The organism is Paracoccus sp. T5 (assembly GCF_048538155.2).
Classification (GTDB): Bacteria; Pseudomonadota; Alphaproteobacteria; order Rhodobacterales; family Rhodobacteraceae; genus Paracoccus.
In genome coordinates this window covers 244747-268193 of record NZ_JBLWIC020000002.1, presented here as the reverse complement: position 1 = coordinate 268193, position 23447 = coordinate 244747, and the positions used below count along the sequence as shown (strand labels likewise).

Annotated in this window: 21 protein-coding genes and 1 pseudogene; 13 read left to right on the top strand and 9 right to left on the bottom strand. The window is 65.6% G+C overall.

Annotation, left to right across the window (positions count from 1 at the left end):
• The first annotated feature begins 556 nt into the window (after positions 1 to 556).
• Positions 557 to 1147, top strand: a complete 591-nt coding sequence (locus tag ACNR9W_RS16870) for a LysE family translocator (protein WP_419269562.1) — start codon at positions 557 to 559, stop codon at positions 1145 to 1147.
• A gap of 122 nt (positions 1148 to 1269) precedes the next feature.
• On the opposite strand, the gene ACNR9W_RS16865 is transcribed toward ACNR9W_RS16870, so the two are convergent.
• The 6 genes from ACNR9W_RS16865 to ACNR9W_RS16840 are packed head-to-tail and all read right to left on the bottom strand — an operon-like array spanning position 1270 to position 8019.
• Complete coding sequence (locus ACNR9W_RS16865) at positions 1270 to 2361, bottom strand: glycoside hydrolase family 88/105 protein (RefSeq protein ID WP_419269563.1); 1092 nt, start codon at positions 2359 to 2361, stop codon at positions 1270 to 1272.
• The gene (pglA, locus tag ACNR9W_RS16860) at positions 2355 to 3824 is read right to left on the bottom strand and encodes a polygalacturonase PglA (RefSeq protein ID WP_419269564.1); all 1470 of its coding nucleotides are present in this window, start codon (positions 3822 to 3824) and stop codon (positions 2355 to 2357) included. Before pglA ends, ACNR9W_RS16865 begins: the two co-directional genes overlap by 7 nt.
• A gap of 53 nt (positions 3825 to 3877) precedes the next feature.
• Positions 3878 to 5116, bottom strand: coding sequence for an ABC transporter substrate-binding protein (locus ACNR9W_RS16855; protein ID WP_419269565.1), 1239 nt, complete (start codon positions 5114 to 5116; stop codon positions 3878 to 3880).
• A 16-nt stretch (positions 5117 to 5132) separates the two neighbouring features.
• Positions 5133 to 6233 carry an ABC transporter ATP-binding protein gene (locus ACNR9W_RS16850; protein WP_419269566.1) on the bottom strand — a complete coding sequence of 367 codons (1101 nt, stop codon included), beginning with the start codon at positions 6231 to 6233 and terminating at the stop codon, positions 5133 to 5135.
• Positions 6234 to 6237: 4 nt separating this feature from the next.
• The gene (locus tag ACNR9W_RS16845) at positions 6238 to 7137 is read right to left on the bottom strand and encodes a carbohydrate ABC transporter permease (RefSeq protein ID WP_458478767.1); all 900 of its coding nucleotides are present in this window, start codon (positions 7135 to 7137) and stop codon (positions 6238 to 6240) included.
• A 3-nt stretch (positions 7138 to 7140) separates the two neighbouring features.
• Positions 7141 to 8019 carry a carbohydrate ABC transporter permease gene (locus ACNR9W_RS16840; protein ID WP_458478825.1) on the bottom strand — a complete coding sequence of 293 codons (879 nt, stop codon included), beginning with the start codon at positions 8017 to 8019 and terminating at the stop codon, positions 7141 to 7143.
• A 197-nt stretch (positions 8020 to 8216) separates the two neighbouring features.
• Between ACNR9W_RS16840 and ACNR9W_RS16835 the strand changes: the two genes are divergently transcribed.
• From ACNR9W_RS16835 to ACNR9W_RS16800, 8 genes and pseudogenes are all read left to right on the top strand, one after another.
• Positions 8217 to 9125: an AraC family transcriptional regulator gene (locus tag ACNR9W_RS16835; protein WP_419269568.1), complete on the top strand. Its 909-nt coding sequence runs from the start codon at positions 8217 to 8219 to the stop codon at positions 9123 to 9125.
• Positions 9126 to 9670: 545 nt separating this feature from the next.
• Positions 9671 to 10171: an MgtC/SapB family protein gene (locus tag ACNR9W_RS16830; RefSeq protein WP_458478824.1), complete on the top strand. Its 501-nt coding sequence runs from the start codon at positions 9671 to 9673 to the stop codon at positions 10169 to 10171.
• A gap of 267 nt (positions 10172 to 10438) precedes the next feature.
• On the top strand, positions 10439 to 11383 hold the full coding sequence (radC, locus tag ACNR9W_RS16825; protein ID WP_419269570.1) for a RadC family protein: 945 nt from the start codon (positions 10439 to 10441) through the stop codon (positions 11381 to 11383).
• Between the two features lie 401 nt (positions 11384 to 11784).
• The gene (locus tag ACNR9W_RS16820) at positions 11785 to 12828 is read left to right on the top strand and encodes an NAD(P)-dependent alcohol dehydrogenase (RefSeq protein ID WP_419269571.1); all 1044 of its coding nucleotides are present in this window, start codon (positions 11785 to 11787) and stop codon (positions 12826 to 12828) included.
• 9 nt (positions 12829 to 12837) lie between these two features.
• Complete coding sequence (gene xylB, locus ACNR9W_RS16815) at positions 12838 to 14286, top strand: xylulokinase (RefSeq protein WP_419269572.1); 1449 nt, start codon at positions 12838 to 12840, stop codon at positions 14284 to 14286.
• A gap of 252 nt (positions 14287 to 14538) precedes the next feature.
• A pseudogene (locus ACNR9W_RS16810) lies at positions 14539 to 15266 on the top strand (SDR family oxidoreductase).
• Positions 15267 to 15411: 145 nt separating this feature from the next.
• Positions 15412 to 15903 carry an acyl-CoA thioesterase gene (locus tag ACNR9W_RS16805; protein WP_419269599.1) on the top strand — a complete coding sequence of 164 codons (492 nt, stop codon included), beginning with the start codon at positions 15412 to 15414 and terminating at the stop codon, positions 15901 to 15903.
• 238 nt (positions 15904 to 16141) lie between these two features.
• Complete coding sequence (locus ACNR9W_RS16800; RefSeq protein WP_419269573.1) at positions 16142 to 17224, top strand: alpha/beta hydrolase; 1083 nt, start codon at positions 16142 to 16144, stop codon at positions 17222 to 17224.
• 78 nt (positions 17225 to 17302) lie between these two features.
• On the opposite strand, the gene ACNR9W_RS16795 is transcribed toward ACNR9W_RS16800, so the two are convergent.
• Positions 17303 to 17527: a hypothetical protein gene (locus ACNR9W_RS16795; RefSeq protein WP_419269574.1), complete on the bottom strand. Its 225-nt coding sequence runs from the start codon at positions 17525 to 17527 to the stop codon at positions 17303 to 17305.
• A gap of 174 nt (positions 17528 to 17701) precedes the next feature.
• On the opposite strand from ACNR9W_RS16795, the gene ACNR9W_RS16790 reads away from it, so the two are divergent.
• Positions 17702 to 18799: a helix-turn-helix transcriptional regulator gene (locus ACNR9W_RS16790; protein WP_419269575.1), complete on the top strand. Its 1098-nt coding sequence runs from the start codon at positions 17702 to 17704 to the stop codon at positions 18797 to 18799.
• A 23-nt stretch (positions 18800 to 18822) separates the two neighbouring features.
• Here the strand turns inward: ACNR9W_RS16790 and ACNR9W_RS16785 are convergent, their stop codons facing one another.
• Both ACNR9W_RS16785 and ACNR9W_RS16780 read right to left on the bottom strand, forming a co-directional pair.
• Complete coding sequence (locus ACNR9W_RS16785; RefSeq protein WP_419269576.1) at positions 18823 to 19494, bottom strand: GntR family transcriptional regulator; 672 nt, start codon at positions 19492 to 19494, stop codon at positions 18823 to 18825.
• Positions 19495 to 19523: 29 nt separating this feature from the next.
• Positions 19524 to 20237, bottom strand: coding sequence for a GntR family transcriptional regulator (locus ACNR9W_RS16780; protein ID WP_419269577.1), 714 nt, complete (start codon positions 20235 to 20237; stop codon positions 19524 to 19526).
• A 150-nt stretch (positions 20238 to 20387) separates the two neighbouring features.
• On the opposite strand from ACNR9W_RS16780, the gene ACNR9W_RS16775 reads away from it, so the two are divergent.
• From ACNR9W_RS16775 to ACNR9W_RS16765, 3 genes are all read left to right on the top strand, one after another.
• Positions 20388 to 21344, top strand: coding sequence for a tripartite tricarboxylate transporter substrate binding protein (locus ACNR9W_RS16775; protein WP_419269578.1), 957 nt, complete (start codon positions 20388 to 20390; stop codon positions 21342 to 21344).
• A 67-nt stretch (positions 21345 to 21411) separates the two neighbouring features.
• Positions 21412 to 21879, top strand: a complete 468-nt coding sequence (locus tag ACNR9W_RS16770) for a tripartite tricarboxylate transporter TctB family protein (RefSeq protein WP_419269579.1) — start codon at positions 21412 to 21414, stop codon at positions 21877 to 21879.
• A 10-nt stretch (positions 21880 to 21889) separates the two neighbouring features.
• Positions 21890 to 23419: a tripartite tricarboxylate transporter permease gene (locus ACNR9W_RS16765; RefSeq protein WP_419269580.1), complete on the top strand. Its 1530-nt coding sequence runs from the start codon at positions 21890 to 21892 to the stop codon at positions 23417 to 23419.
• The last annotated feature ends 28 nt before the right edge of the window (positions 23420 to 23447 follow it).

Sequence of the window (23447 nt, the reverse complement as noted above, 5' to 3'; positions counted from 1 at the left end):
CAGCAAGGCTGCGCGCACCCAGTGCGCACGATCAGGCTGGAACAGCGCCTATCGTGCTCTCTCCCAACTGCTTATGGCCCTTCAGGCCACAGTCTCAGGTAAGAGCCCCTCGCCAAGCTGAACGCTGACTTCGACCTCGTCATTGCGGTCGTTCCCGGCTCCACCTCAGCCGAAGGGATGGCAGCATGATCTGATATCGAAAAGCTTGAGGCTGCTGCCCCGAAGGGCTTCGAAGGGGCTAGGGGTCCGTCGTGAGATAGTCAGCAAGTCCGTGGCATGTCTGCTCAATGTCGGTCCGAATGCGGCGGCCCCTAAACCCGCCCTCCTAGATTTCAAAATACGGGACCGAAGACAGGCCGTCAGCGACAGGCTAACTGCGCGGCTAACGGAAGATCGATTTACCCGTTCCGCGACAGATCACTTGCTCCTCTTGCTCCAAGCGGGGCTCATGACCGCCATTTTCTGTATGGTCCGCCCATTCAGATCAACATTCGGCAAGGCATTGCGCTGCACAAGCTGTATGGCTTGAGGGAAAAGACTCTCCGAGGGACAGATCATGATACCCGCCATCCTTGCCTCCTTGTTCGGCTTTGCCTTCGTCACCACCGTCACGCCGGGTCCGAACAACCTGATGCTGATGGCCTCCGGCGCCAATTTCGGGTTTCGCCGGACGATGCCCCATATCCTGGGCATCGCGGGGGGCGTGTCGTTGATGGCCCTGCTGGTCGGCCTGGGGCTGATGGCGCTGATCGAAGCCGTGCCTGCCCTGAATGCTGTGCTGAAGGTCGTCTCGGTGCTCTATCTGCTTTGGCTGGCGTTCAGGATTGCCACAGCCGCGCCCATCGAGGATCGTTCTGCCAAGGCGCGGCCCATGTCTCTCCTGCAAGCGGCCGCCTTCCAATGGGTGAACCCCAAGGCCTGGGCCATGTGCCTTTCCGCGATCACGATCTATGCCCCGGATCGCTCTCTGCTGTCGGTTGCCATAGTCGCGGGAGCATTCGCCGTGGTCTCTCTGCCGGCGATCTCCCTATGGGCATGGCTGGGGACCATTATCCGGCAGTGGTTGTCCAGCCCGAAACGGCTTCGGGTCTTCAACATCAGCATGGCGGCGCTGCTAGTCGCGTCCATGTACCCGCTTCTGGCATGACTTCGGGCTGCGCCACCGGCGAAACACCGGTTCCTCAGGTCTTGGCAGGGACAAAGCTGCGGCTGATGAAATGACGCCCTCCGCCGTTGTCCTCTGCGGTACGACAGCCGACCCCTGCGTTCTCAGGCCGCCTGCGCGGCGGCTTGCCACTCACGCGCGGCCGCCATCATCAGCGGACCAGTGCCCTTGGCGTCGTCGCTGACGATCTGCTCGGTCAGATAATAGCTTGGGCTGCCATCCCGGTAGCGGCCCGAGAAGCCGCCCAGACCTGCCACGTGGCAGATGCCGGTCAGCTGGACCGCGTCTCCAGGGGCCCGGCCCTTCAGCCTGCCGCGCAGACAGGTCAAGGCCCGCGTGGCGGCAGGGTCCGCACCAGCAGGGGCCAGGCCAAGCGGGGCGGCCGACATCAGGGCATAGGCCAGCATCGCTGTGGCCGAGCTTTCTGTGTAATTGCCCGGCAGATCCGGCATGTCGATGACCTGGAACCACCCTCCGTCCTGCGCCTGGAGCGCAACCAGCCGCGCAAGCAGCGCCGTCGTGGGCACCGCCAAGCCGGCGGCGGCAAATTCCGCAGGCCCGACCAGTTCCGCGCAATCGGCCAGGGCCATCGCCTGCCAGCCAAGCGCCCGCGCCCAGGCCGAAGCCGACTGCCCGGTCTCAGGATCCGCCCAGTCCTGCCCACGCACAGCGTCGTAGCCATGCGCGCAGAGCCCGTCGGGGCGCAGGGTCAGCCGGAACGCCTCGGCCAGCTGCGCCAGCGCGTCCTGCACCGCGCGCTGATCGCCTCGGTGCTGCGCCAGCTGGATCTGGAACGGCAGCCCCATGTAGAGCCCGTCCAGCCAGACCTGCTGGGGGTAGATCTTCTTGTGCCAGTAGCTGCCTCCGGCCGTGCGCGGGTGCCGGGCCAGCTGCGCGCCAAGCCGCTCGGCCGCCGCCATCCAGCGCGGATCGCCCGTCCAGCGGTCCAGCGCAAAGAGGACGCGGCCGGAGAGGATGTTGTCGATGTTGTAATCCTCGGGATCATAGCCCGAAAGCGTGCCGTCCGACGCCACCTGCGCCGAGGCGAGCCGGATCAGGTGGTCCCGCCAGCGCGCCTCGCCGGTCGCCTGATGCAGCAGCTCCAGGCCGCGATAGATGCAACCGTCCTCGTAGCACCAAGCGCCGTCCTTGTAGGGCTGGTAGCGTTCGGCAAAACCGTCGAAATAATCTAGCATGGGGCAAAGTCCTTGGCTGTCAGGGTGCCGCGCGGCAGGTCGGAGGCTGTGCTGATCTGGCAGTGTTCGGCCAGGAGGAAGGCACCGCTGACGGGCAGGATGCCGTCGGCCATCAGGGGGGGCGCCGGGGGACCGGGCGCAAAGCTCGCGGTGATTTCGGTCAGGCTGAGGCCGGTCACTGGTGCCTCGGGCAGGCCCAGGCAGGCGGCAAAGGCCAGCCGCACGCCACGTGCCTCGATCCGCTCCATCGTGATGGTGTCGATACGCGGCGTCAGCGGACCGAGGGGCCGGGGGTCGCGGGACTGAACGACCGGTGAGTGACCGTCGTGATCGCAATGGTAATGCGCGTTCACCGCCAGCACCGTATCCACGCCGTCGAGGCTGCAGTCACGCATCGCGATCCGCGCCACCGTACCACCGCGCCCGCGCCGGGTCTTGATCCGCAGGCCCCGGTCGGTGTCGATCATCTCGCACTGGCTGACATCCACGTCCGTCACGTCCCCCGACATCTCGCTGCCGATGACGACGCCGCCATGTCCGCGCTCCATCCGGCAATGGCGGATGCGGATGTCGCGGGTCGGTGCCAGATGCGCGCCGTCGCCGTCATCGCTGCGCTTGCCGGCCTTGATCGCGATGCAGTCGTCGCCGGTCGAAAAGTGCACCCCCTCGATCAGCACGCCGTCGCAGCTTTCGGGGTTCAGCCCATCGGTATTGGGGCTGTCGGGCGGATTTTCCACGCTGACGGCGGCAAAGGTCAGGTTGCGGCAATGCCAGGGGTGGATCGTCCAGCTGGGCGAATTGGCGACCGTGGGCCCAAGAACGGTCACATCCTCGCAGCCGATCAGATGTATCAGCCGGGCGCGGCGGGCGCCGTTCCGCCTCTCCTTGGGCCATGACCACCAGTCGCCGCGGCTGCCGCCGCCGTCGATCCGGCCGGGGCCGGAGATCGTGATCCCTTCGGCGTCGATGGCGGTCAGGATCGCGCGATGGCAGCTGTCGGGCAGGCCTTCCCAGCTGCCGCCCTGGTCCGCGGTCAGGAGGGGCCATGCATCGCGGCTGCCGGGGGCGGCCAGTTCCGCGCCCTCGGCCAGATAAAGGTGGCGGCCCGAGGGGATCAGCAGCGGCGCGACCTGCCAGCGGCCGGCCGGCACGATCAGCGTGCCCCCAAGGGGTAGTGCATCCAGCGCCGCTTGGGCGTCGGCTGCATCGGCAAGCGTGGTCGCGCCTGTGCAGGGCAGGGTGGCGACGGTCAGGGGGGCGAAGCCCTGGACCTCCAGACGGATCCGGCTGTCTGGCGGCAGGTCATGAAACGCGGTCACGGCGCGGTCGGTCACGCCCTGACGGTCGAGACCCGTGCCCGTCAGGCGCCAGCCGAGCGGGCGCGGCAGGTGATAGAGGGCGCCGGGCACGGCCAGGCGTAGCGCGACCGAGCGCGGCGCGCGGGCCACGAGTTCCAATTCCATGGAAGGCTCCTGAAATGCATGCCCGACGGAGGACGTCCGCCGGGCCTTGGGGATCAGCGGAAGCTGCGGATGGCGCGGTTCATCTCGTCGATCATCTCGACTGCCGCATCCTCGGCCTCGATCTGGCCATAGGCGACGGCCTCGAGGTAATCGCCAAAGATCTCCCGCACCTTCGGATGTTCGTTCAGCGGCGAGGGGGTCGGACCGGCGCCGGCCAACACCAGGTCATGGGCTGCCTGCACGTTCGGATCGATCCCGCCCTCGGCCGCCAGTTGCTCGGCCGCCAGGCGGCTGGCGGGCAGCCCGCGGCTGTCTCCGAGGATGGTGATCGCTTCGGGATCGTTTACCAGGCAGTTGATGATCTGGGCCGCCGCTTCGGGGTTGGCCGAGTTCTTCGAGATCGCGTAGAGCATCGAGGGCTTGCGATAGGTGCCGTCGTTCACCGCGCCTTCGACCTGCAGCATCGGCACCGGCACCAGCTCCTGCCCGCCAAGCGGGTCGGCATATTTGGCATAGGCCGAGTCCCATTCATAGGTGCCGGCGATACGGCCCTCGGCCCAGGGACGCATCTCGAACAGTTCGATGTTTCCTTCGCCCGCCACCTGCTGCCAGCTTCGGATGGCGCCCGCCTCGACCAGCGACTGGTAAAAGCGGATGCCCTCGGCCAGTTCCTCGGGGGTCCAGGCGACGGTGGTCGTCTCGGGGTCGATCAGGTCCTTGCCGGTCTGCTGCGTCACCGTGGTCGACACCAGGAAGATCGCGTTCAGCCCCTGCGCCTCGAAGGGCAGGACGCCCTCGCCCAAGCGGCCAGCGGCGGTGCGGACCTCGTCCCAGGTCGTGGGCAACGGCACGCCGGCCGCGTCATAGACCGTCTTGTTGAAGAAATAGACCCGGCCCGTTTCGGCGATCGGCAGCCCGTTCAGGACGCCGTTCATTTCGCCGCCGGCCAGCTGGGCGTCGGTATATTGCGACAGGTCGAGGATGTTCGCATACTGCCGCAGGTCCGCAAAGCCCGAGCCGTCGCGCGAGAACAGCGGCAGCCAGGGCCAGTTGATCTGCATGATGTCGGCCTCGGTCCGGCCGGCGATCTGGGTGGTGATGCGTTCCTGATGGCCTGCCCAGCCCGTGAATTCGGCCGCGACCTGGTGGCCGTGCTTTTCGCCGCAGACGGCCAGCGCCTCCTGCGTCTGCGCGTGGCGGGCGTCGCCGCCCCACCAGGACATGCGCAGATCTTCGGCCTGCGCGCCGCTGGCGGCAAGGCCGGCGATGATCGTCGTGGTCAGCAGTCTCATGTGGTTTCCCCTCCGGTCAATGCGTGACGGGCAGCGAGACGTTCTCGCCCGCGCCATCGAAGACATGCGCCATGCCCGGCTCGGGCGTCAGCGTGACCTCGGCCCCCCGGTCCAGCGCCGCGTAATCCGCCGCCGGCAGCACGGCGACCAGCCGCGCCCCCGAGGCGTCCAGATGCAGCACGACCTCGTGGCCCATGAATTCGGCCCCGGTGACGCGGGCCTTGATGCCCGGTCCCGCGTTCAGGCGCAGATGCTGCGGGCGGATGCCCAAGGTCGCGCTGCCCGACCAGCCGCGCAGGCGGGCCATCAGCTCGTCCGGCAGCGGCAGGGTCTGGTCGCCGATGCGGAAGGTGGCGCCGTCCAGGCGGCCCTCGATCAGGTTCATCTCGGGGCTGCCGATGAAGCCCGCAACGAAGGCGTTGGCGGGCCGGTCATAGAGCGTCTTGGGATCGGCGACCTGCATGATGCGGCCGTCCTTCATCACGCAGATGCGGTCGCCCATGGTCATCGCCTCGGTCTGGTCATGGGTGACATAGATCACGGTCGAGGACATGCCCTCTTCCTTCAGGCGGCGGTGCAGGTCGGTGATCCGGACCCGCATGGATGCCCGCAGCTTCGCGTCCAGGTTCGACAGCGGCTCGTCGAAGAGGAACACCTGCGGCTGCTTGATCAGCGCGCGGCCCAAGGCAACGCGCTGCGCCTGGCCGCCCGACAGCTGCTTGGGCAGCCGGTCCAGCAGCGGCTCGATTTCCAGGATGCGGGCGACCTCGTTGGTGCGGCGCTCGATCTCGGACTTGGCCGCGCGCTGAAGGCGCAGCCCGAAGGACAGGTTCTTCCGGACCTTCATATGCGGGTAAAGCGCATAGTTCTGGAAGACCATCGCGATACCGCGTTGGCCGGGCTGCAGGCGGTTCACCACCTTGTCGCCGATGCGGACCTCGCCGCCCGAGATGCTCTCCAGCCCCGCGATCATTCGCAGCGTGGTGGATTTCGCGCAGCCCGAGGGGCCGACCAGCACCATGAACTCTCCGTCCTCGACGTCGAGATTGATGCCGTGCACCGCCTTGAACGAGTTGGCATAGGTCTTTTCCAGGTTCTTGATCTGAAGACGGGCCATCGGATTATCCTTTCACCCCACCGGCAGAGATGCCTTCGATGAAGTATTTCTGGGCCATGAAGAACACGATCAGCGCGGGCAGCAGCGCCAGGACCGACATCGCCAGGATGCGGTTCCAGTCGAAGGCCTCGGTCGTGTCGATCGACAGTTTCAGCGCCAGGCTGACAGGGAACTTCTCGACCGAGGACAGGTAGATCAGCGGGCCGAGGAAGTCGTTCATGGTCCACATGAACTGGAACAGCGCGACCGAGATCAGCGCCGGCATCAGCATCGGCACCACGATGTGGATCAGGGTCTGCAGGCTGTTGGCGCCGTCGACGCGGGCGGCCTCCTCCATGTCGCGCGGGATGGCGCGCAGGAACTGGACCAGCATGAAGACGAAGAAGGCGTCGCCCGCAAAGGCCGAGGGCACCCAGAGCGGCAGGTAGGTGTCCAGCCAGCCCAGATCACGGAACAGGATGTATTGCGGGATGCGTGTGACCACGTTCGGCAGCAGAAGCGTCGCGATCAGGCTGGTGAACAGGACCTTCTTGAAGGGAAAGTCGAAGCGGGCGAACCCATAGGCGACCAGCGCGCAGGAGATGGCGGTGAAGACCGTCTTGGGCAGGATGATCAGGAAGGTGTTCCAGAAGAACCGCCCGAAGGTATAGGGGGTCGAGGTCTCCCAGCCCTTGCGATAGCCGTCCAGCGTCGGGTCCTGCGGGATGAAGCCGATGCTGTTGAAGATCTCGGAATTGGTCTTGAAGGACGCCCCGATCAGCCAGATCAGCGGATAGAGCATGATCAGCCCGACGACCGTCAGCAGCGTATAGCGGATCAGGGCCGACAGGCGCGCGGCGCGCCGGTCCTCGGGGGTCAGGGCGGCAGTCGTCGGAATGGTGGCGGGTTCGGCAAGATCGGTCATGTCTCAGCTCCTCTTGTCGCCGGCGTAATAGACCCACTTCTTCGAGGACCAGAACGCCACCAACGTCAGCGCCATGATGATGAGGAACAGCACCCAGGCTATGGCCGAGGCATAGCCCATGTTGAAGTTCTTGAACGCCTCGTCATAGATGTAGAGCGGCAGCAGATAGGTCGATTTCAGCGGCCCGCCCCCGGTGATCACATAGGGTCCGTTGAATTCCTGAAAGGCCTGGACCACCTGCATGATCAGGTTGAAGAAGATGACCGGCGTGATCAGCGGCAGGGTGATGTGCACGAAGCTGTGCCACTTGCCGGCCCCGTCGATGGCCGCCGCCTCATAAAGCGACTTGTCCACCGCCTGCAGCGCCGCCAGGAAGATCACCATGGCCGAGCCGAACTGCCATGTCCTGAGCAGCGTGAGGGTGAAGAGCGCGTTCACCGGGTCGCCGAACCAGTTGACCGGCTCCAGCCCGATCAAGGTCAGCACCATGTTCACCAGCCCCGCATCCGCGAAGATGTAGCGCCACAGGACCGCGATCGCGATCGACCCGCCCAAGATCGAGGGCACGTAATAGGCGGTGCGGAAAAAGCCGATGGCGCGCAGGCGGTAATTCAGGATCACCGCGATGAACAGCGCGAAGGCCAGCTTGATCGGCACCGTCAGGAAGACGTAAAGCAGCGTCACGCGCAGAGAACGCATGAAGGTGCGGTCGTCCATCAGCTCTCGGAAATTGTCCAGCCCCGTCCAGATCGGGGCAGAGATCAGGTTGTAATCCGTGAAGCTGAGATAGAGCGAACCGACAAAAGGGATCGCCGTGAAGACCAGCAGCCCGATGATATAGGGTGACAGGTAGGCCAGGCCCAGAAAGCGGCTCTCCATCAGCAGGCCCTTGATCCGGCACAGGCCATGTGGTGCAGCGTCATCAAATCGCTCCTCCTCGATCCGATTGGCGTTCTCCGCGACAGAGGCGCGGTGATGAGCTAGTATGCCAGTTCAGAGGCGGAGATGAATGAACGGTCGCGCAGAAAAAGATGGACGATTTTGAACAACAGAATGCTGGGACGCAGAGGGGGCCGGGGGTGCTGGCCGCGGTCCCGCCAAAGGCCTTGGACCTGACGCTGACGCGATCCGCGATCCGGATGCAGCACTCGCACAGCTGGTCGATCGACAAGGTGAACGCGGTTCATGACCTGGTGATATGCCTGACCGGCAAGGGCGATTACATCCTGGGAGAGGAGCGGCTGCGCCTGACCCCCGGCATGGCCATGATGATCCCTGCCGGAACACGCTTTCAGGGCCAAAATCCTGATCCAGGGGCCGCCTATACGGGGCTTGCCCAGCATTTCCGGCTGGAGCTGTTCGGCCGCCACGACCTGCTGTCGCGGATGCGCTATCGCCGGGTGCTGCGCCTGTCGCGCTGGCATTACATCGGCCCCCTGGTGCGGCATTATCGTGCGACGGCACCGGCAGGCTCGGTGACGCTGGCCATGCATCATGCCTTCATGGTCATCCTGACCGAGTTCATCGAGGACGCCTTCATCGCCTGGTCAGAGCATGAAGATCCGGCCCTGAACGAGCCCGGCAGCCTTGCGGCCGCAATCACCCTGGCGGCCACGCAGATCGCGTCGGACCCGCTGCAGCGCGGTCTGTCGGAAAGGGTGGTCGCGGGTGCGCCCTATAATCCCGACTACTTCCGGCGCGAGTTCAGCCGTCGGCTTGGCACCAGCCCGGCGCGTTTTCAGGAGATGAAACGGATGGAAATGGCGATGCAGTATCTCGAATCTGGCCAGACCGTGGCCGAGGTGGCCCATCGGCTCGGTTTCCATGACAGCTACTACTTCTCGCGGCTCTTCAAGCAGCATATCGGCATCAGCCCCCGCGGCTGGCAGCAGCAACTGCGCCTGCGCCGGGACGGCCAGTGGCCGCGCGGACAGGAGGACGGTCAGGTCATCTATCCCCTGCGGCGGCAGTCATCACATAAGAAGTGACATGGAAAATGGCGTCTTCTACATGTCGGGGCAGGGACCACGGTCGGAATGCCAGATATCCAGGCTGTGTCGACGTACCAAGGGATCCGCCTGGAGGGGGTAAGGAACCGTCGGTGACTGCTGGGTTAACCCCGGGGCTTTCGCAGATGAGCACTGAGGCTAAAGAGGACGAGACAGCGTGGTCTTTCAGACTGTGTGATGTGTCGTACCACTCCCGCCACCGCCCTTTTGGCGGCAACATCACGACAGGCGGCCGCTGCACGTCCAACGCAGCCGGCACAAGCTGCGCCCGGCGACCGATCGTGATTCCGGGCGCATTCTCTCTCCACAGCGTTGACCGCCGGCAACCGCGGCCTTTCCCGAACAAGGCGATGCAGATGTTCTGCCTTCCCGACCGCTTCGGCGTCGAGACTTCCGGCCAAGATCATGTCAACCACCAGCTGCTCCGAACCGGAACTGACCCTGCAGCGTTTTCTGGTTGTTCAGGACTGCAGACGAAAGTCATGCGAGTTCGATCATCGATTGGATCAGCCCGGGAGGCTCCCATGGGAGAAGAGGTTTGGCGTACCGTCGTCAGTGAGTTTTCGGACGTGCCTGATTTGTCCACCCTGGTCCGCATCACGCTGCGTCTGCTTCTTGCGGCATTTCTGGGGGGGATCCTCGGCTTCGAGCGCGAACGCAAGGGGCGGAGTGCCGGTGTGCGGACCCATATGCTGGTTGCCGTAGGGGCCGCACTTTTCGTTTTGGGGCCACTGCAAAGCGGCATGTCGATCGGGGATCTGTCGCGGGTCCTGCAGGGCATTGTTCAGGGCATCGGCTTCCTTGGCGCCGGAGCCATCATGGTCCGGGCCTCCAGACACCAGGTCGAGGGGCTGACGACGGCAGCGAACATCTGGTCAACGGCGGGCATCGGTGTCATGGCCGGCTTGGGGCTGGAGGCGACTGCCGTTCTGTCGGCGGCTATCGTGCTGGCGATCCTGGCGGCCGTACCGCACGTCATGCCAAAGCCGGGTCTTACCGCGCCATCGTCGGAACGCCTGCCTTAAGGCGGCCTGACGCGAAATCTTCTGGAACGGGTCTTGACTCCCGGAACTCGGGGCAAGGCCGGAGCTGCTGCCCGCCCCTGATCGAGGCCGAGGGTGATGTTCGGGCACGCACCACCGGTCGAACCTCGCAAAACCGTCATCATCTGGTAAATAGCCGCGTCTCCCCAAGCGCTTGTTAAGGCTTCGTTTACCAATTTCGCGCAGGGTCTTCAGAAATGATGACGACGACTGGACGCAAGGTTCATCGTCTTGCGTAGGCGGGCATTCATGATGGCAGATCAGCTTTCACATGCAAAGGTCGACAGCCCCGAAGGCGGCTCGGGACCACCGCAGGGTTATTCTCGGCAGGAGCGGGCGACGAACCCCTCGGACGGTTTCTCCGAAGAGGCGCTGAAGGGACTGGCCGAGCTGGAGGCGCGGCTGCCACCTGCGGACGCCGCGACCGAACCGGCATTTCAGGCGTCGTTTCGTATGACGGATCGGCTGAAGCCGGATGCCGCGGCAGGCGGCGGCCTGCTGCGCGACAGGAGCGGCGTCGAGCGTCCGCATTACTGGGGCCACCGCGAGCGGTTGCGCACGCGATTTCTGGAGGGCGGGCATGCGCCCATGCCCGAATACGAACTCCTTGAGCTTCTCCTGTTCAATGCCATTGCCAAGATCGACGTGAAGCCTCTGGCCAAGCGGCTTCTGGCGACATTCGGAGATCTGAACGGTGTCATCGCCGCGTCCGAACATCGGATCCTGCAGGTCGATGGGGCGGACCGGTGGGTCTTCCTGCAACTGCGGCTGGTGGATGCCTTTGCCCAGAGGATGGCGCAGGCAAAGGTGCTGAGACGCGAGGTCCTGTCGTCCTGGGACGCGCTGATTGCCTATTGCCGGACCTGCATGGCGCATCGCGAGACCGAACAGTTCCGCGTGCTGTTCCTCGACCGAAAGAACATGATGATCGCGGACGAGGCCCTGGGCAGCGGGACGGTCGGGCATGTCCCGGTCTATCCGCGGGAGGTGGCCAAGCGGGCACTGGAACTGAACGCGAGCTCGATCATCATGGTCCACAACCACCCCTCCGGCGACCCCACGCCCAGCAGGGAGGACATCAACATGACAGGCCGCGTGATCGCGGCTTGCGAGGCGATCGATGTCACGGTCCATGACCACGTCGTCATCGGAAAGGATGCGGAGGTCTCGTTCCGCTCGACGGGCCTGCTGTAGAAGGGCCCGCGGCTGCCCTTGGTTCCCTGTTGGTGACGGTCTGTGTAACCGATGCTTGCCGGCGTCGTGTTGGGAGGCGCAACCGCAGCGCCACCAGGTTCGCCTTCCGATCATCCTGATGCATCGGGTGCTATCGGGTCATAGTCTGGCGACACTCCTCTTCCTGTCTGTGTGGGGCGGCTTCAGGCTGCTTCAGTCAAATGCGGCCGTCTCGGCAGCTCTCTGTGCAGTGGACGGGTGGATATGAACCTGCTGATATGTTTTTTACCGAAGACGAAATTCGTGCAGAAAGGGCCACGTATAGGAATGGCTTTCTGGAGCCCGGCATGATGCGTATTGGGACGCGCAAGGCGCATCCCGGGGCGGCGTGACAAAGCGCGGGTCTGGAAAGAGGGGGATTCATGGCGACGGCACTTGTTCTTGAAGCGGCAAAGAAGCTTTCGATTCGCGATATCGAGCTGGACAGTCACCTCGGTCCCACCGATGTGCGCATCGCCGTGCGGACCGTCGGCGTCTGCGGATCCGATGTGCATTACTACACCCACGGCAGAATCGGTCCCTTTGTCGTGAACGCGCCGATGGTGCTGGGGCACGAAGCCTCGGGGGTCGTCATCGAACTGGGCGAGCAGGTGCGCCACCTGGCCATTGGCGACCGCGTCTGCATGGAGCCGGGGATCCCCGATTTCACCTCGCGCGCCGCCAAGCTGGGGATCTACAACGTCGACCCGGCCGTGCGCTTCTGGGCGACCCCGCCCGTCCACGGCTGCCTGACGCCCCAAGTGGTGCATCCCGCCGCCTTCACCTATCGCCTGCCCGACCATGTGTCCTTTGCGGAGGGCGCGATGGTGGAACCCTTTGCCATCGGGATGCAGGCCGCGCTGCGGGCGCGCATCCAGCCGGGCGACATCGCCGTCGTCACGGGCGCAGGCCCCATCGGCATGATGACTGCACTGGCCGCGCTGGCGGGGGGTTGCGCCAAGGTCTATGTCAGCGATCTGGCCCAGCCCAAGCTGGACATCATCGGCGCCTATCCGGGTATCGAGACGATCAACATCCGCAACATGCCCGCCGCCGAGGCCATGGCGCGGGCCACCGATGGCTGGGGCGCCGACGTCGTCTTCGAATGCTCGGGTGCGGCGCCTGCCGTGCTGGGTGTCCCGCAACTTGCGCGACCGGGGGGAACCGTCGTGCTGGTGGGCATGCCAGTCGATCCGGTGCCCTTTGACATCGTGGGCCTGCAGGCCAAGGAACTGCGGGTCGAAACCGTTTTCCGCTATGCCAATGTCTACGACCGTGCGATCTCGCTGATCGCTGCGGGCAAGGTGGATCTGAAGCCGCTGATCTCGCTGACGGTGCCGTTCAGGGACAGCATCGCCGCCTTTGACCGCGCGGTGGAGGGCAGGGAAACGGACGTCAAGATCCAGATCGAGATGCCTGGGGCATAGGAGAGACGCATGTATCTGGGACTGGATATCGGCACGTCAGGCGTCAAGGCGATCCTGCTGGACGGCGGGTTTCGTGAAATCGGGGCGGCCCATGCGGCCCTGACGGTGTCGCGCCCGAACCCCGGCTGGTCCGAGCAGGATCCCGACAGTTGGATCGCCGCCTGCGACAGCGCCATTGGCCAACTGGTCGGGGCGCAGCCTGTCGCGATGGCGGCCCTGCGCGGCATCGGCCTGTCGGGCCACATGCACGGCGCCACGCTGCTGGACGCTGCCGACCGCCCGCTGCGGCCCTGCATCCTGTGGAACGACGGGCGATCGGGCGCGCAATGCGCCGAATTGGAAGCACGGGCCGATTTTCGCGGCATCGGCGGCAACATCGTCATGGCAGGATTCACCGCGCCAAAGCTGCTGTGGGTTGCGCAGAACGAGCCCGAGATATTCGAGCGCACGGCCAAGGTGCTGCTGCCCAAGGACTATGTGCGGCTGTGGCTGACGGGCGGCCATGTTTCGGACATGTCGGATGCGGCCGGCACGCTGTGGCTGGATGTCGCCCGCCGCGATTGGTCGGATGAACTTCTGGGGGCGACGGGCCTGTCGCGCGCGCAGATGCCGGCCCTGGTCGAAGGGACGGAACGCTCGGGCATGCTGAGGCGAGAGCTTGCGCAGAAGTGGGGCATGGGCCAGGTGCCCGTGGCCGGCGGCGGCGGGGACAATGCCGCCACGGCCTGCGGCATGGGCATCATCGCGCCGGGAACGGGTTTTCTGTCGCTTGGCACCTCGGGGGTGCTGTTCGCGGCCACCGACCGATTTAGGCCGAATACGCAGGATGCGGTTCACGCCTTCTGCCACGCAGTGCCGAACACATGGCACCAGATGGGCGTGTTCCTGTCGGCGACCGACGGGCTGACCTGGCTGTCGGAAATCTGCGGCCGTCCTGTGGCGGAACTGGCGTCACTTTTGCCGCCGACCATCGACGCGCCTGCACGGTCGAGCTTTCTGCCCTACCTCTCGGGCGAACGGACGCCGCATAACGACCCTGGCGCCTCGGCGGCGTTCTGGGGCCTGACCCGCGGCACCGACCTGCCCGATCTGGTGCAGGCGGTGATGGAAGGCGTGGCTATGGCCTTTGCGGATTGCGACCGCGCGATGCGTGCGGCGGGGACCACGCTGGAGGCCGCCTATGTCGTGGGTGGGGGAACACGGTCTGCCCAGTGGCTGCAAATCGTCGCGGCGGTGACGGGCCTGACCCTGTTGCGGCCGCGGTCGGGCGACCTGGGCGCGGCCCTTGGGGCCGCCCGCCTGGCCGCCGCCTGCGCGGAAGGAGAGGTGTCCACGCGGATCTTCGCCGCGCCGGATGTTGCCGAGGAGATCACGCCCAACCCCGAACTGGCGGCGCGCTATGCCGAAAAGTACGCGTTTTTCCGGCAAACCTATCCGGCATTACGCAGCTTGAACTGACGCATTTCCAGCCTGTCGCGCCGGATCCTTGGGGCGTCTGGACGCTGCATCGCAGCATTTGATGCACAGAGGCGGATCCACCATCGCGTGTGCAGCAGGGCAGACTGACGAAATTTCAGCGCGGCGCGTCAAGAAAGTATTGGAAGATTTTGTCGCATGTCGTGGCACCGCCCTGAATGGCGGCTTTCTGGCGGTCTGAGCCCAAGACTGAAACGATTGGCGGGTCCGGCCCGCAAGACGAAGGAGAACGACATGTCCGCAGAACTGCACGGCAAGGTTGCCGCCATCACCGGCGCGGCCTCGGGCATCGGCCTGGCCACGGCCCGCGCGCTTTTGGCCGCAGGCGCCAAGGTGGTGCTGGTCGATCGCAACCAGGGCGCCTTGGCCGCCCTGACCGACGAACTTGGTCCCGATGCCATGGCCCAGGTCACCGACCTGCTGGACCCCGACAGCTGCAACGCGATGGTCCCGCAGATCCTGGACAAGGTCGGGCATATCGACATCATGGCCTGCAATGCCGGCAGCTATATCGGCGGCGATCTGGTGGATACCGACCCGGCCGCCATCGACCGCATGCTGAACCTGAACGTCAACGCGGTGATGAAGAACGTCCACGCGGTCGCGCCGCACATGATCGGGCGCAAGACGGGGGATATCGTGGTGACCTGCTCGATCGCCGGTCATGCGCCGATCCATGTCGAGCCGGTCTATTCGGCCTCGAAATGGGCCGTCACCTGCTTTGTCCAGACCATGCGGCGCCAGCTGATGGGGCACGGGGTCCGCGTCGGACAGGTGTCGCCCGGTCCGTCATCTCGGCGCTGCTGTCGGACTGGGAGCCGGAGCGCCTGCAGCGGATGAAGGACGCCGGTGCCCTGATCGAGCCGACCGAGGTCGCGGATGCGCTGATGTTCATGCTGACGCGTCCGCGCAATGTCACCATCCGCGACATGATCGTCCTGCCCAGCAATTTCGACATCTAGAGGCGGCAGGCCGGGCCGCCGTCATCCGCGACTCGCGACTGGTGACGGGCGCGGGCCGGGCTTTCGCGCCTGCGGGTTCGCCGGTAATGATCCGCGAAGACGTCACGAAAAGGACAGGATCAGCGTGGAGCGGCAGAGCTTGGAGATGACGGTGCTGATGACGCCGGACATGGCGAATTTCAGCGGCAAGGTGCATGGGGGCGCGCTTCTGGCGCTGCTGGACAGGGTCGCCTTTTCCTGCGCCAGCCGATATTCGGGCGAATATACGGTTACCCTGTCGGTCGATCAGGTCACCTTCAAGGAGCCGATCCACGTGGGCGAACTGGTCACCTTCCGGGCCCGGGTCAATCACACCGGCCGCACGTCGATGGAGATCGGGATCAAGGTCGAGGCCGAGAACATCCGCCGCGCCACCCGGCGCCACACCAATTCCTGCTATTTCACCATGGTAGCGGTCGACGAGCGCGGCCATCCCGTTCCCGTGACCCCTCTGCAGCCCGAGGATGAGGCGGCACGACGCCGCTGGCGCGAAGCCGAGGTGCGTCGGGAGATGCGGCACGAGATCGCGGCCCGCCAGAAGCTTGCGTCGAAGGCGGCGGCATCGTCCACGGATGAGGGCACGGGCCTAGAGACCTGACGGCCGGACAGGGAGAAAACAGAAGCCAGGGCATGGACGCGCGCAATCCAGCGAGACGCGATCGGCGCATCTTGTTGTGATGGGAGCGGATCTGCGGCTCCGGGCACCATGGGCGCGGGTGTCGACAAGGGGCCGCAGACATGTTGATCATCAAGCTCGCGATTAGTTTGTATGGGAACATTTTGCGTACCATTCGGTTGGTCCGGCAGAACATGCCCTTCCCAGGAGAAGAACCAAGATGCGCAAATCGACCACAGCCGGCGTCATGATCGGCGCAGTCGCGGCCTCGGCCCTGATGCCTCTGCAACTGTCGGCCCAGGAAGCCGTCAGCAGCGAAATGGCACAGATGGCCGCGCCCACACAGGAGATGCAGGCCGTTCTGGACAAGCTGACCGAACTGGGGGCCAAGCCCATCGGCACGCTGTCGGTCGAGGAAACCCGCGCGCAGCCCACGCCGGCCGATGCCGTCATGGCGCTGATGGAGGAGCAGGGGGCCGCGCCTGATCCGGCGCTGCTGGCGATCGGGACCACCGACGTGATGATCCCCGGCGCCGCCGGCGAGGTCCCTGCCCGAATCTATACGCCCGAGGGCGAAGGACCTTTCCCGGTCATCGTCTACTGGCATGGGGGAGGGTGGGTCATCGCCGACATCGACATCTACGACGCCTCGACGCGTCAACTGGCGGCCGGGGCGCAGGCCCTGGTCGTGTCGATGGATTACCGTCAGGCGCCCGAAAATCCTTTCCCTGCTGCGCATGAGGATGCCATCGCAAGCTATGAATGGGTCGTCGAGAATGCCGGTAAATGGAACGGCGATGTCGAGCGCCTGGCCGTGGCCGGGGAAAGCGCGGGTGGCAACCTGGCCGCGAACGTCGCCATCGCCGCGCGCGACAACGGCTGGATCCAGCCCGACCACCAGCTTCTGGTCTATCCGGTCGCAGGCGACGAAATGACGACGGAAAGCTATGTCGAGAACGCTGAGGCGCAGCCGCTGTCCAAGGCGGCGATGGAATGGTTCGTCCAGCAGGTCTTCACCGATGCGTCGCAGGCCGCCGACCCGCGTCTGGATCTGGTCGAGCGCGAGAATCTGGAAGGCCTGCCGCCGGCGACCGTCATCAATGCCCAGATCGACCCGCTGCGGACCGAGGGCGAGACCTATGCCGCACATCTGAAGGAAGCTGGCGTAACCGTGTCGCAGCGCACTTTCGATGGCGTGACGCACGAGTTCTTCGGCATGGGCGCCGTGGTGCCCACGGCCCAGGAAGCCATGGATTTTGCGACGTCGCAGCTGTCCGAGGCTTTGAACACGGCCGCGGAATAATCGTGTCTTGTTGCGGCGCCTGAACGGCGCCGCAACAACCTGATGATTTGAACTTTGGCCGATGTTGAAAATCCCGCGTTACGCCTGGCTCTGCCGGGTGTCATGAGCCCGGCAGAGCCACCTTTCCACATCCCACCGCGGATGGGTCTCCTTCCACTGCGCGATATGGGCCTGGCCATGCATCATGCAGGTCATGATGCTGACCTCTCTTGCATCGAAGAGAAAACTGAAGTCGCGGCATTCGGGGGCGGGCTTGGCCAGCTGCGCCGACAGGGCGCAGGCGCTGATCAGCAATTCGATCATAAAAATTCTCCATTTACTGCACATTTTTTCAACCGGAAGCCCAGCTGATCGGTCCTGCCGCATCGGCTGTCGTGGACAACGGGAACCGGCCCCCTCAGACTGCGGTTATCAATGAGATCTCAGAATACCCCGCACGGGGTAGACGGCCGCGGAAGGTGACGGGGGGAACCTGGAATGCAGGCTCGGGATGTGACGCAGCAGACGCATGCGCTGATCGACCACATCTATGCGGCGATCTTCGGCGAGACGTCGTGGCAGGTGTTCATGGAAGAAAGCCGCGCGCTGCTTCCGAACGGGCAGACGGTGCTGGTCCGTCACGACCAGGGGTCCGGCACCGGAGCCTTTGCCCTGGCGGGGGGCTTGGACCAGGAGACGGTCAGGCGCTACAACCGCGAATACTATGCCCTCAATCCCTGGACCGACCACGCCCTTGCCCGGCCGCTGAGGCAGGTCATGCAGGCCGACGAGATGCTGCCCCGCGACCAACTGCTGCGGACGCAGTTCTATCACGAATATCTGCGGCCCCAGGATGTGGTCACGGGTCTGGGCGTCACCCTCAGCCGGGACAGGGAGCGGCATTTCTTCTTCAGCATCGTCGGGGCCGACGCGGATGCGGCGCATATCAACAATGCCAAGCGCGCCATTGCGGCCCTTGTGCCGCATCTGTCCCGCGCGTTCGAGCCGCGCCGGGTGCCGTCACCGGTGGGAGGACCGTCCTCCGGGACACTGCGCGTCGATGGGCGCCTGAAGATCGTGGCGGCAGACCCCGACGCCTTGGAGATGATCGAGGCGACCGAGGCGCTTTCGGTGAATGCCTTGGGGCGACTTTGTTGCCGGGACACTGATCTGCTGGATCTCCTGCGACAGATGCTGGACGCCGAGGCCTCGGCGGGGCCTGCGGTCCGCTATCGCCACCTCAAGCGCCGGGACGGCGGCCTGCCGCTGCGGGCCTGCATCTACCGGCCCGGGCACAGCGGCGGAGAGATCTTCGGAGGGATGGACTGCGTCATCCGGCTGACGGACCCGGCGCGGTCGCTGGAGGATGCCGCGCAGGCGTTCTGCCGGATGCATCGCCTGTCGGGCGCCGAGGCCTGCATCGTTGCGGCGCTGGTCGGCGGCCTGTCGATCGACCAGATCGCCGCAAGCCGCCACACATCGACCGACACGGTCCGGACGCAGCTGAAGAACATCTACCTGAAAAGCGGCTGCCACCGGCAGTCGGACATCATGCGCCACGTGGCGGTGATGACCAGCCCTGGCGAGCCGATCTGAGGGCTGCAAGCCTTGACCGCCGGTCAGCCCGGGCGGCGGTTCACGAAGTAGTCGGGATTATGCGCCGTCAGCATCCGCGCAAACAGGATCGACTGCGACAGGTGCTGGCGGACGGCCTCGGCCGCGCCGGCGGGGTCGCCGCGGGCGATGCTGTCGGCGATGCGCCGGTGGTCGGACAGGATCTGGCGCGCCTTTTCCGGCTCCATCAGGTGCAGCGCGCGAAGCCGGTCGATGTGGATGCTCTCCCGCCGGATCACGCGCTGGACCTGCTCCAGCTGGGCGTGGCGGTACTGGGCGGCGTGGAAAGCCTGGTCCAGGTGGGCGAAGCCGCGCAGGTTGCCGCGATCGGCCTCGGCGACCTGCATCGCGATCAGCTGCGACAGCTCGTCGGCGAGACCCTGTGGCGGGGCTTTGGCAAGGCGGGCGGCGATCTCGACCTCGACGGCGCTGCGCAGGAAATGCGACTGGCGGGCATGCTCCAGATCGATCCGGCTGACCGAGGTGCGGGCCTGGGGATGCACATCGACCAGCCCCTCGTCCTGCAGGCGCAGCATCGCGTCCCGCAGCGGCGTCGAGCTGATCCCATAGCGGGCCGACAGCTCGGCGCGCGACAGCGGGCTTCCCGGCGGCAGCTCCAGCGAAAGGATGCGGGTCCGCAGATCCTCGAGGATCCCCGTCCCGACAAGGGCGTTCATGTCGATCTCCGGTCTGGCATCTTGGTCATCTAGGGCGCCGCCGAGGGCAACTCAAGGTCGCTCCGACCATCGGGATCGGTCACGAAAAGATCGGGCCGCTCACGCAGGTGCCGTTCCAGGAAATCCAGCGATCCTCCCAGATGCTCGCGCAGCAGCCGCTCGGTTTCGTCGACGGCGCCCCGGTCGATGGCCTCCAGCAGCGTCTCGTGCTGCGCCAGCGGAAGCGTCGAGCCGCGCATGCTGCCCTGCAGAAAGCGGACGCGGTCCAGATGGCCCTTCTTGGAATGGATCACGTCCCAGATCTCGGGCAGGCCGGCGATGTCGAACAGCGCCTGGTGGAACTGGTCGTCCAGCAGGATGAACCCGGCCTGATCGCCGCGCGCCACAAGGATCTTCTGCTCCAGGAGGATCTCCCGCGCCCGGTCAAGGCGACGCACCGGCTGCGCGGCCAGGCGCCGGATGACGGGCAGCTCCAGGCTCTCGCGGAGGAAATGGGCCAGCCGCACCGCGCGTGGAGAGATGACCGATACGAAGGTGCCATGCTGGGGCGCCACGGTCACCATGCCGTGTTCGGCCAGCCGCAGGATGGCCTCGCGCAGCGGCGTGCGGCTGACGCCGAAGGTCTCGCACAGCTGCTTTTCGATCAGCGGCTGCCCGGGCTGCAGTTCCAGCGTCACGATCAGGTGCCGCAGCCTGTCATGGATCAGGTCCGCCCGCGACCGTCGTCGTGTCTGCGTCTGCACAGCCGCTCCTCCAGAGCCCGCAAAAGGGGCATGATCCATTCAGCTAGCAGCAGGAAGGGCGCCCCGTAAAGCACTTGTGGCTGACGCACAAATATATTACTGCGTTGGACACGGGATCAAATCCTGACTGACCCACGGGAGGGGCGACTGATGAAATTCAAAGCAATTCTTGCGACCACCGTCATCGCGACGGGATTCGCGGCGACGGGCGCATTTGCCGAAACCGACTGGCCGCAGCGCACGGTCAACGTGATCATCGGCGCCAGCCCCGGGGGCGATACCGACTTCAACGCGCGCACCATGGCCCGCTATTTCGAAGAGATCACCGGCACCAGCATGGTCATCACCAACATGCCGGGCGGCGGCGCGACCATCGCCACCTCGGCGGTCCGCCAGGCCGACCCCGACGGGTACACGATGCTGTTCGGCCATACAGGGCACCTGATCGTGGCCGAGGTTTCGGGCCTGGCCGATTACGGCATCGCCGATTTCGAGATCTGCTGTGTGCCCGCCATCGACCAGGGCGCGGTCTTCGTCGCCAGCAAGTCGTCGGGCCTGGCTTCGGTGGCGGATGTGCAGGCGGCCGAACCGGGCAGCATCACCTTCGGCACCGAGTTCGGCGGCTATTCCCATCTGCAGGGCCTGATCTTCCAGGAAGAGACCGGCGCCGAGATGACCATCGTGGATACCGGCTCGGCCTCCGAGAAGATCGCCTCGCTGCTGGGCGGCCGGATCGACCTGGCCGGCATCGCCTACGGCGCGGTGCAGGACTATGTCGAAAGCGGCCAGATGGTCGTCCTGGGCCAGCCCAATGCCGAGCGCAACGCGCTGCTGGGCGATGTTCCGACCTTTGCGGAGCAGGACGTCGATTTCGTCATGAACAACCCCTACATCATCGCCTTCCCCAAGGGCACCGATCCCGAGATCGTCGCCAAGATGGGCGACGTGATGAAGCAGATCACCGAGATCCCGGGCTATGCCGAGGATCTGGAGCAGGGCTTCAAGCAGCCCGTCGCCTTCCTGCCGCAGGAAGAGGCCATGTCGCGCCTGAACGAGATCCGCGACACCTACATGCCCTACCGCGACGCGCTGCAGGCCGCGCGCTGAGCACCCGCCGGTGCGGCCCCCTGCGGTCGCACCGGCACCCAGCCAAATCAGCAAGGGAGGCTGCGCGATGCGGCTCAAGGACGTGATCGTCGGTCTTGCCATGACCGGCGCCGGGATCGCCTATCTGCGGATGGCGGGGGCCCTGCCGGCCAAGGAGGGCGTCGATGCGGCGACCGTGCCGTTCGTGCTGGCCTGGATGATGATCGGCCTGGGCCTGATCGAACTGGTCGGCGCCTCGCGTCGTCCGGCCACGACGGCCGGGGCGGCGGCGGGATGGGGCGGAACCGTGACCGTCGTCCTGACCCTGCTGCTGATCGCGGGCTTCATCGCCGCCCTGCGCCCGCTTGGGTTCCCCATCGCCACGGCGATCTATCTTTTCCTCCAGTTCATGGTGCTGGCGCCCCGGGCCGAACGCCCTCCGGTCGCGCTGTATGCCGGTCTTGCGGCCGGTGTGGCCGCCGTCATCTTCGCCACCTTCCGCTATGGCTTTGACCTGCTGCTGCCCGCCGGGCCGCTGGTCGCCTGGCTGAGCTGAAAGCAGATCCATGTTCGATCTTCTGATCCAAGGCTTCGCTGCCGTCCTGTCGCTGCAGATCTTCCTGCTCATGGTGGCGGGCGTCGCCGTCGGCATCGTCTTTGGCGCCGTGCCGGGCCTGACCGCCGTGATGGCCATCGCGCTCTGCCTCCCGATGACCTATGGGCTGGGCCCGGCCGCGGGCATCTCCCTGCTGATCGCCCTCTTCGTCGGGGCGACCTCGGGGGGCCTCATCTCGGCCATCCTGCTCAAGATCCCCGGCACGCCCTCCTCGATCGCAACCACCTTCGACGGCGGCCCGATGATGGAAAAGGGCGAGGGCGCCAAGGCGCTTGGCGTGGGCATCGTCTTTTCCTTCCTGGGGACCATCGCTTCGATCGCGGCGCTGGCCTTCATCGCGCCGTCGCTGGCCAGCGTGGCGCTGTCCTTCGGGCCTCATGAATATTTCGCCATCGCCGTCTTTTCGCTGACCTTGATCGCCACGCTGTCGTCGGGCTCGATGGCCAAGGGGATCTTCGCGGGCGTCCTGGGCTTTGCCGTCTCGACCGTGGGCATCGCGCCGGTGGATGCGATCACCCGCTTCACCTTCGGCCAGGTCGAGCTGAATGCCGGTTTCTCGATCCTGACGGTCCTTGTCGGGATGTTCGCCGTGGCCGAGATCATCAAGGTGGCCGAGACCTCGCGCAGCCCGATCCACACCCCGCCGGCAGCGATGGTCAAGATCAAGGGCTTCGGCTTTTCCATGGCCGAGTTCACGGGCCAGATCCCCAACGCCATCCGCAGCGCGCTGATCGGCATCGGCATCGGCATCCTGCCGGGCATCGGCGCGGGCACCTCGAACATCATCGCCTATATCGCCGCCAAGAAGCGCTCGAAGACGCCCGAAGAGTTCGGCAACGGCACGATCGAAGGCGTGGTCGCCTCCGAGACCGCGAACAATGCCGGCATCGGCGGCGCCATGATCCCGCTGCTGACCTTGGGCATTCCCGGCGACGCGGTCACCGCGATCATGCTGGGCGGCCTGATGATCCACGGCATCCAGCCCGGTCCCATGCTGTTCCTGACGCAGGCGCCGCTGGTCTACACGATCTTCGCCGCGCTGATCGTCTCGGCCTTCCTCATGCTGGTGCTGGAATTCTGGGGCCTGCGCATCTTCATCCGCCTGCTGGCGATCCCCAAGCACATCCTGCTGCCGGTGATCCTGGTGCTGTGCGCCGTGGGCGCCTTCGGCCTCGCCAGCCGCGTCTTCGACATCTGGACCATCCTGGCCTTCGGGGTGCTGGGCTTTGCCTTCGTCAAGGCAGGGATCCCCACCGCGCCCTTCATCATCGGCTTCATCCTGGGGCCGATGGCCGAGACCAGCTTCCGCCGTGGCCTTCAGCTGTCGCGCGGCGACTTCACCGGCTTTTTGACCAACCCCATCTCGGGGACCTTCCTGGCGCTGGCCGTGGTTTCGATCGCCTGGCAGCTGTGGAGCGAATATCGCGTCTCGCGCGGTCCGGTCGAAGCCAACCCTCTCAAGCTGGGCGGCGAAGAATGACCGCCGCCCCCGCCACCCGACACGCAGA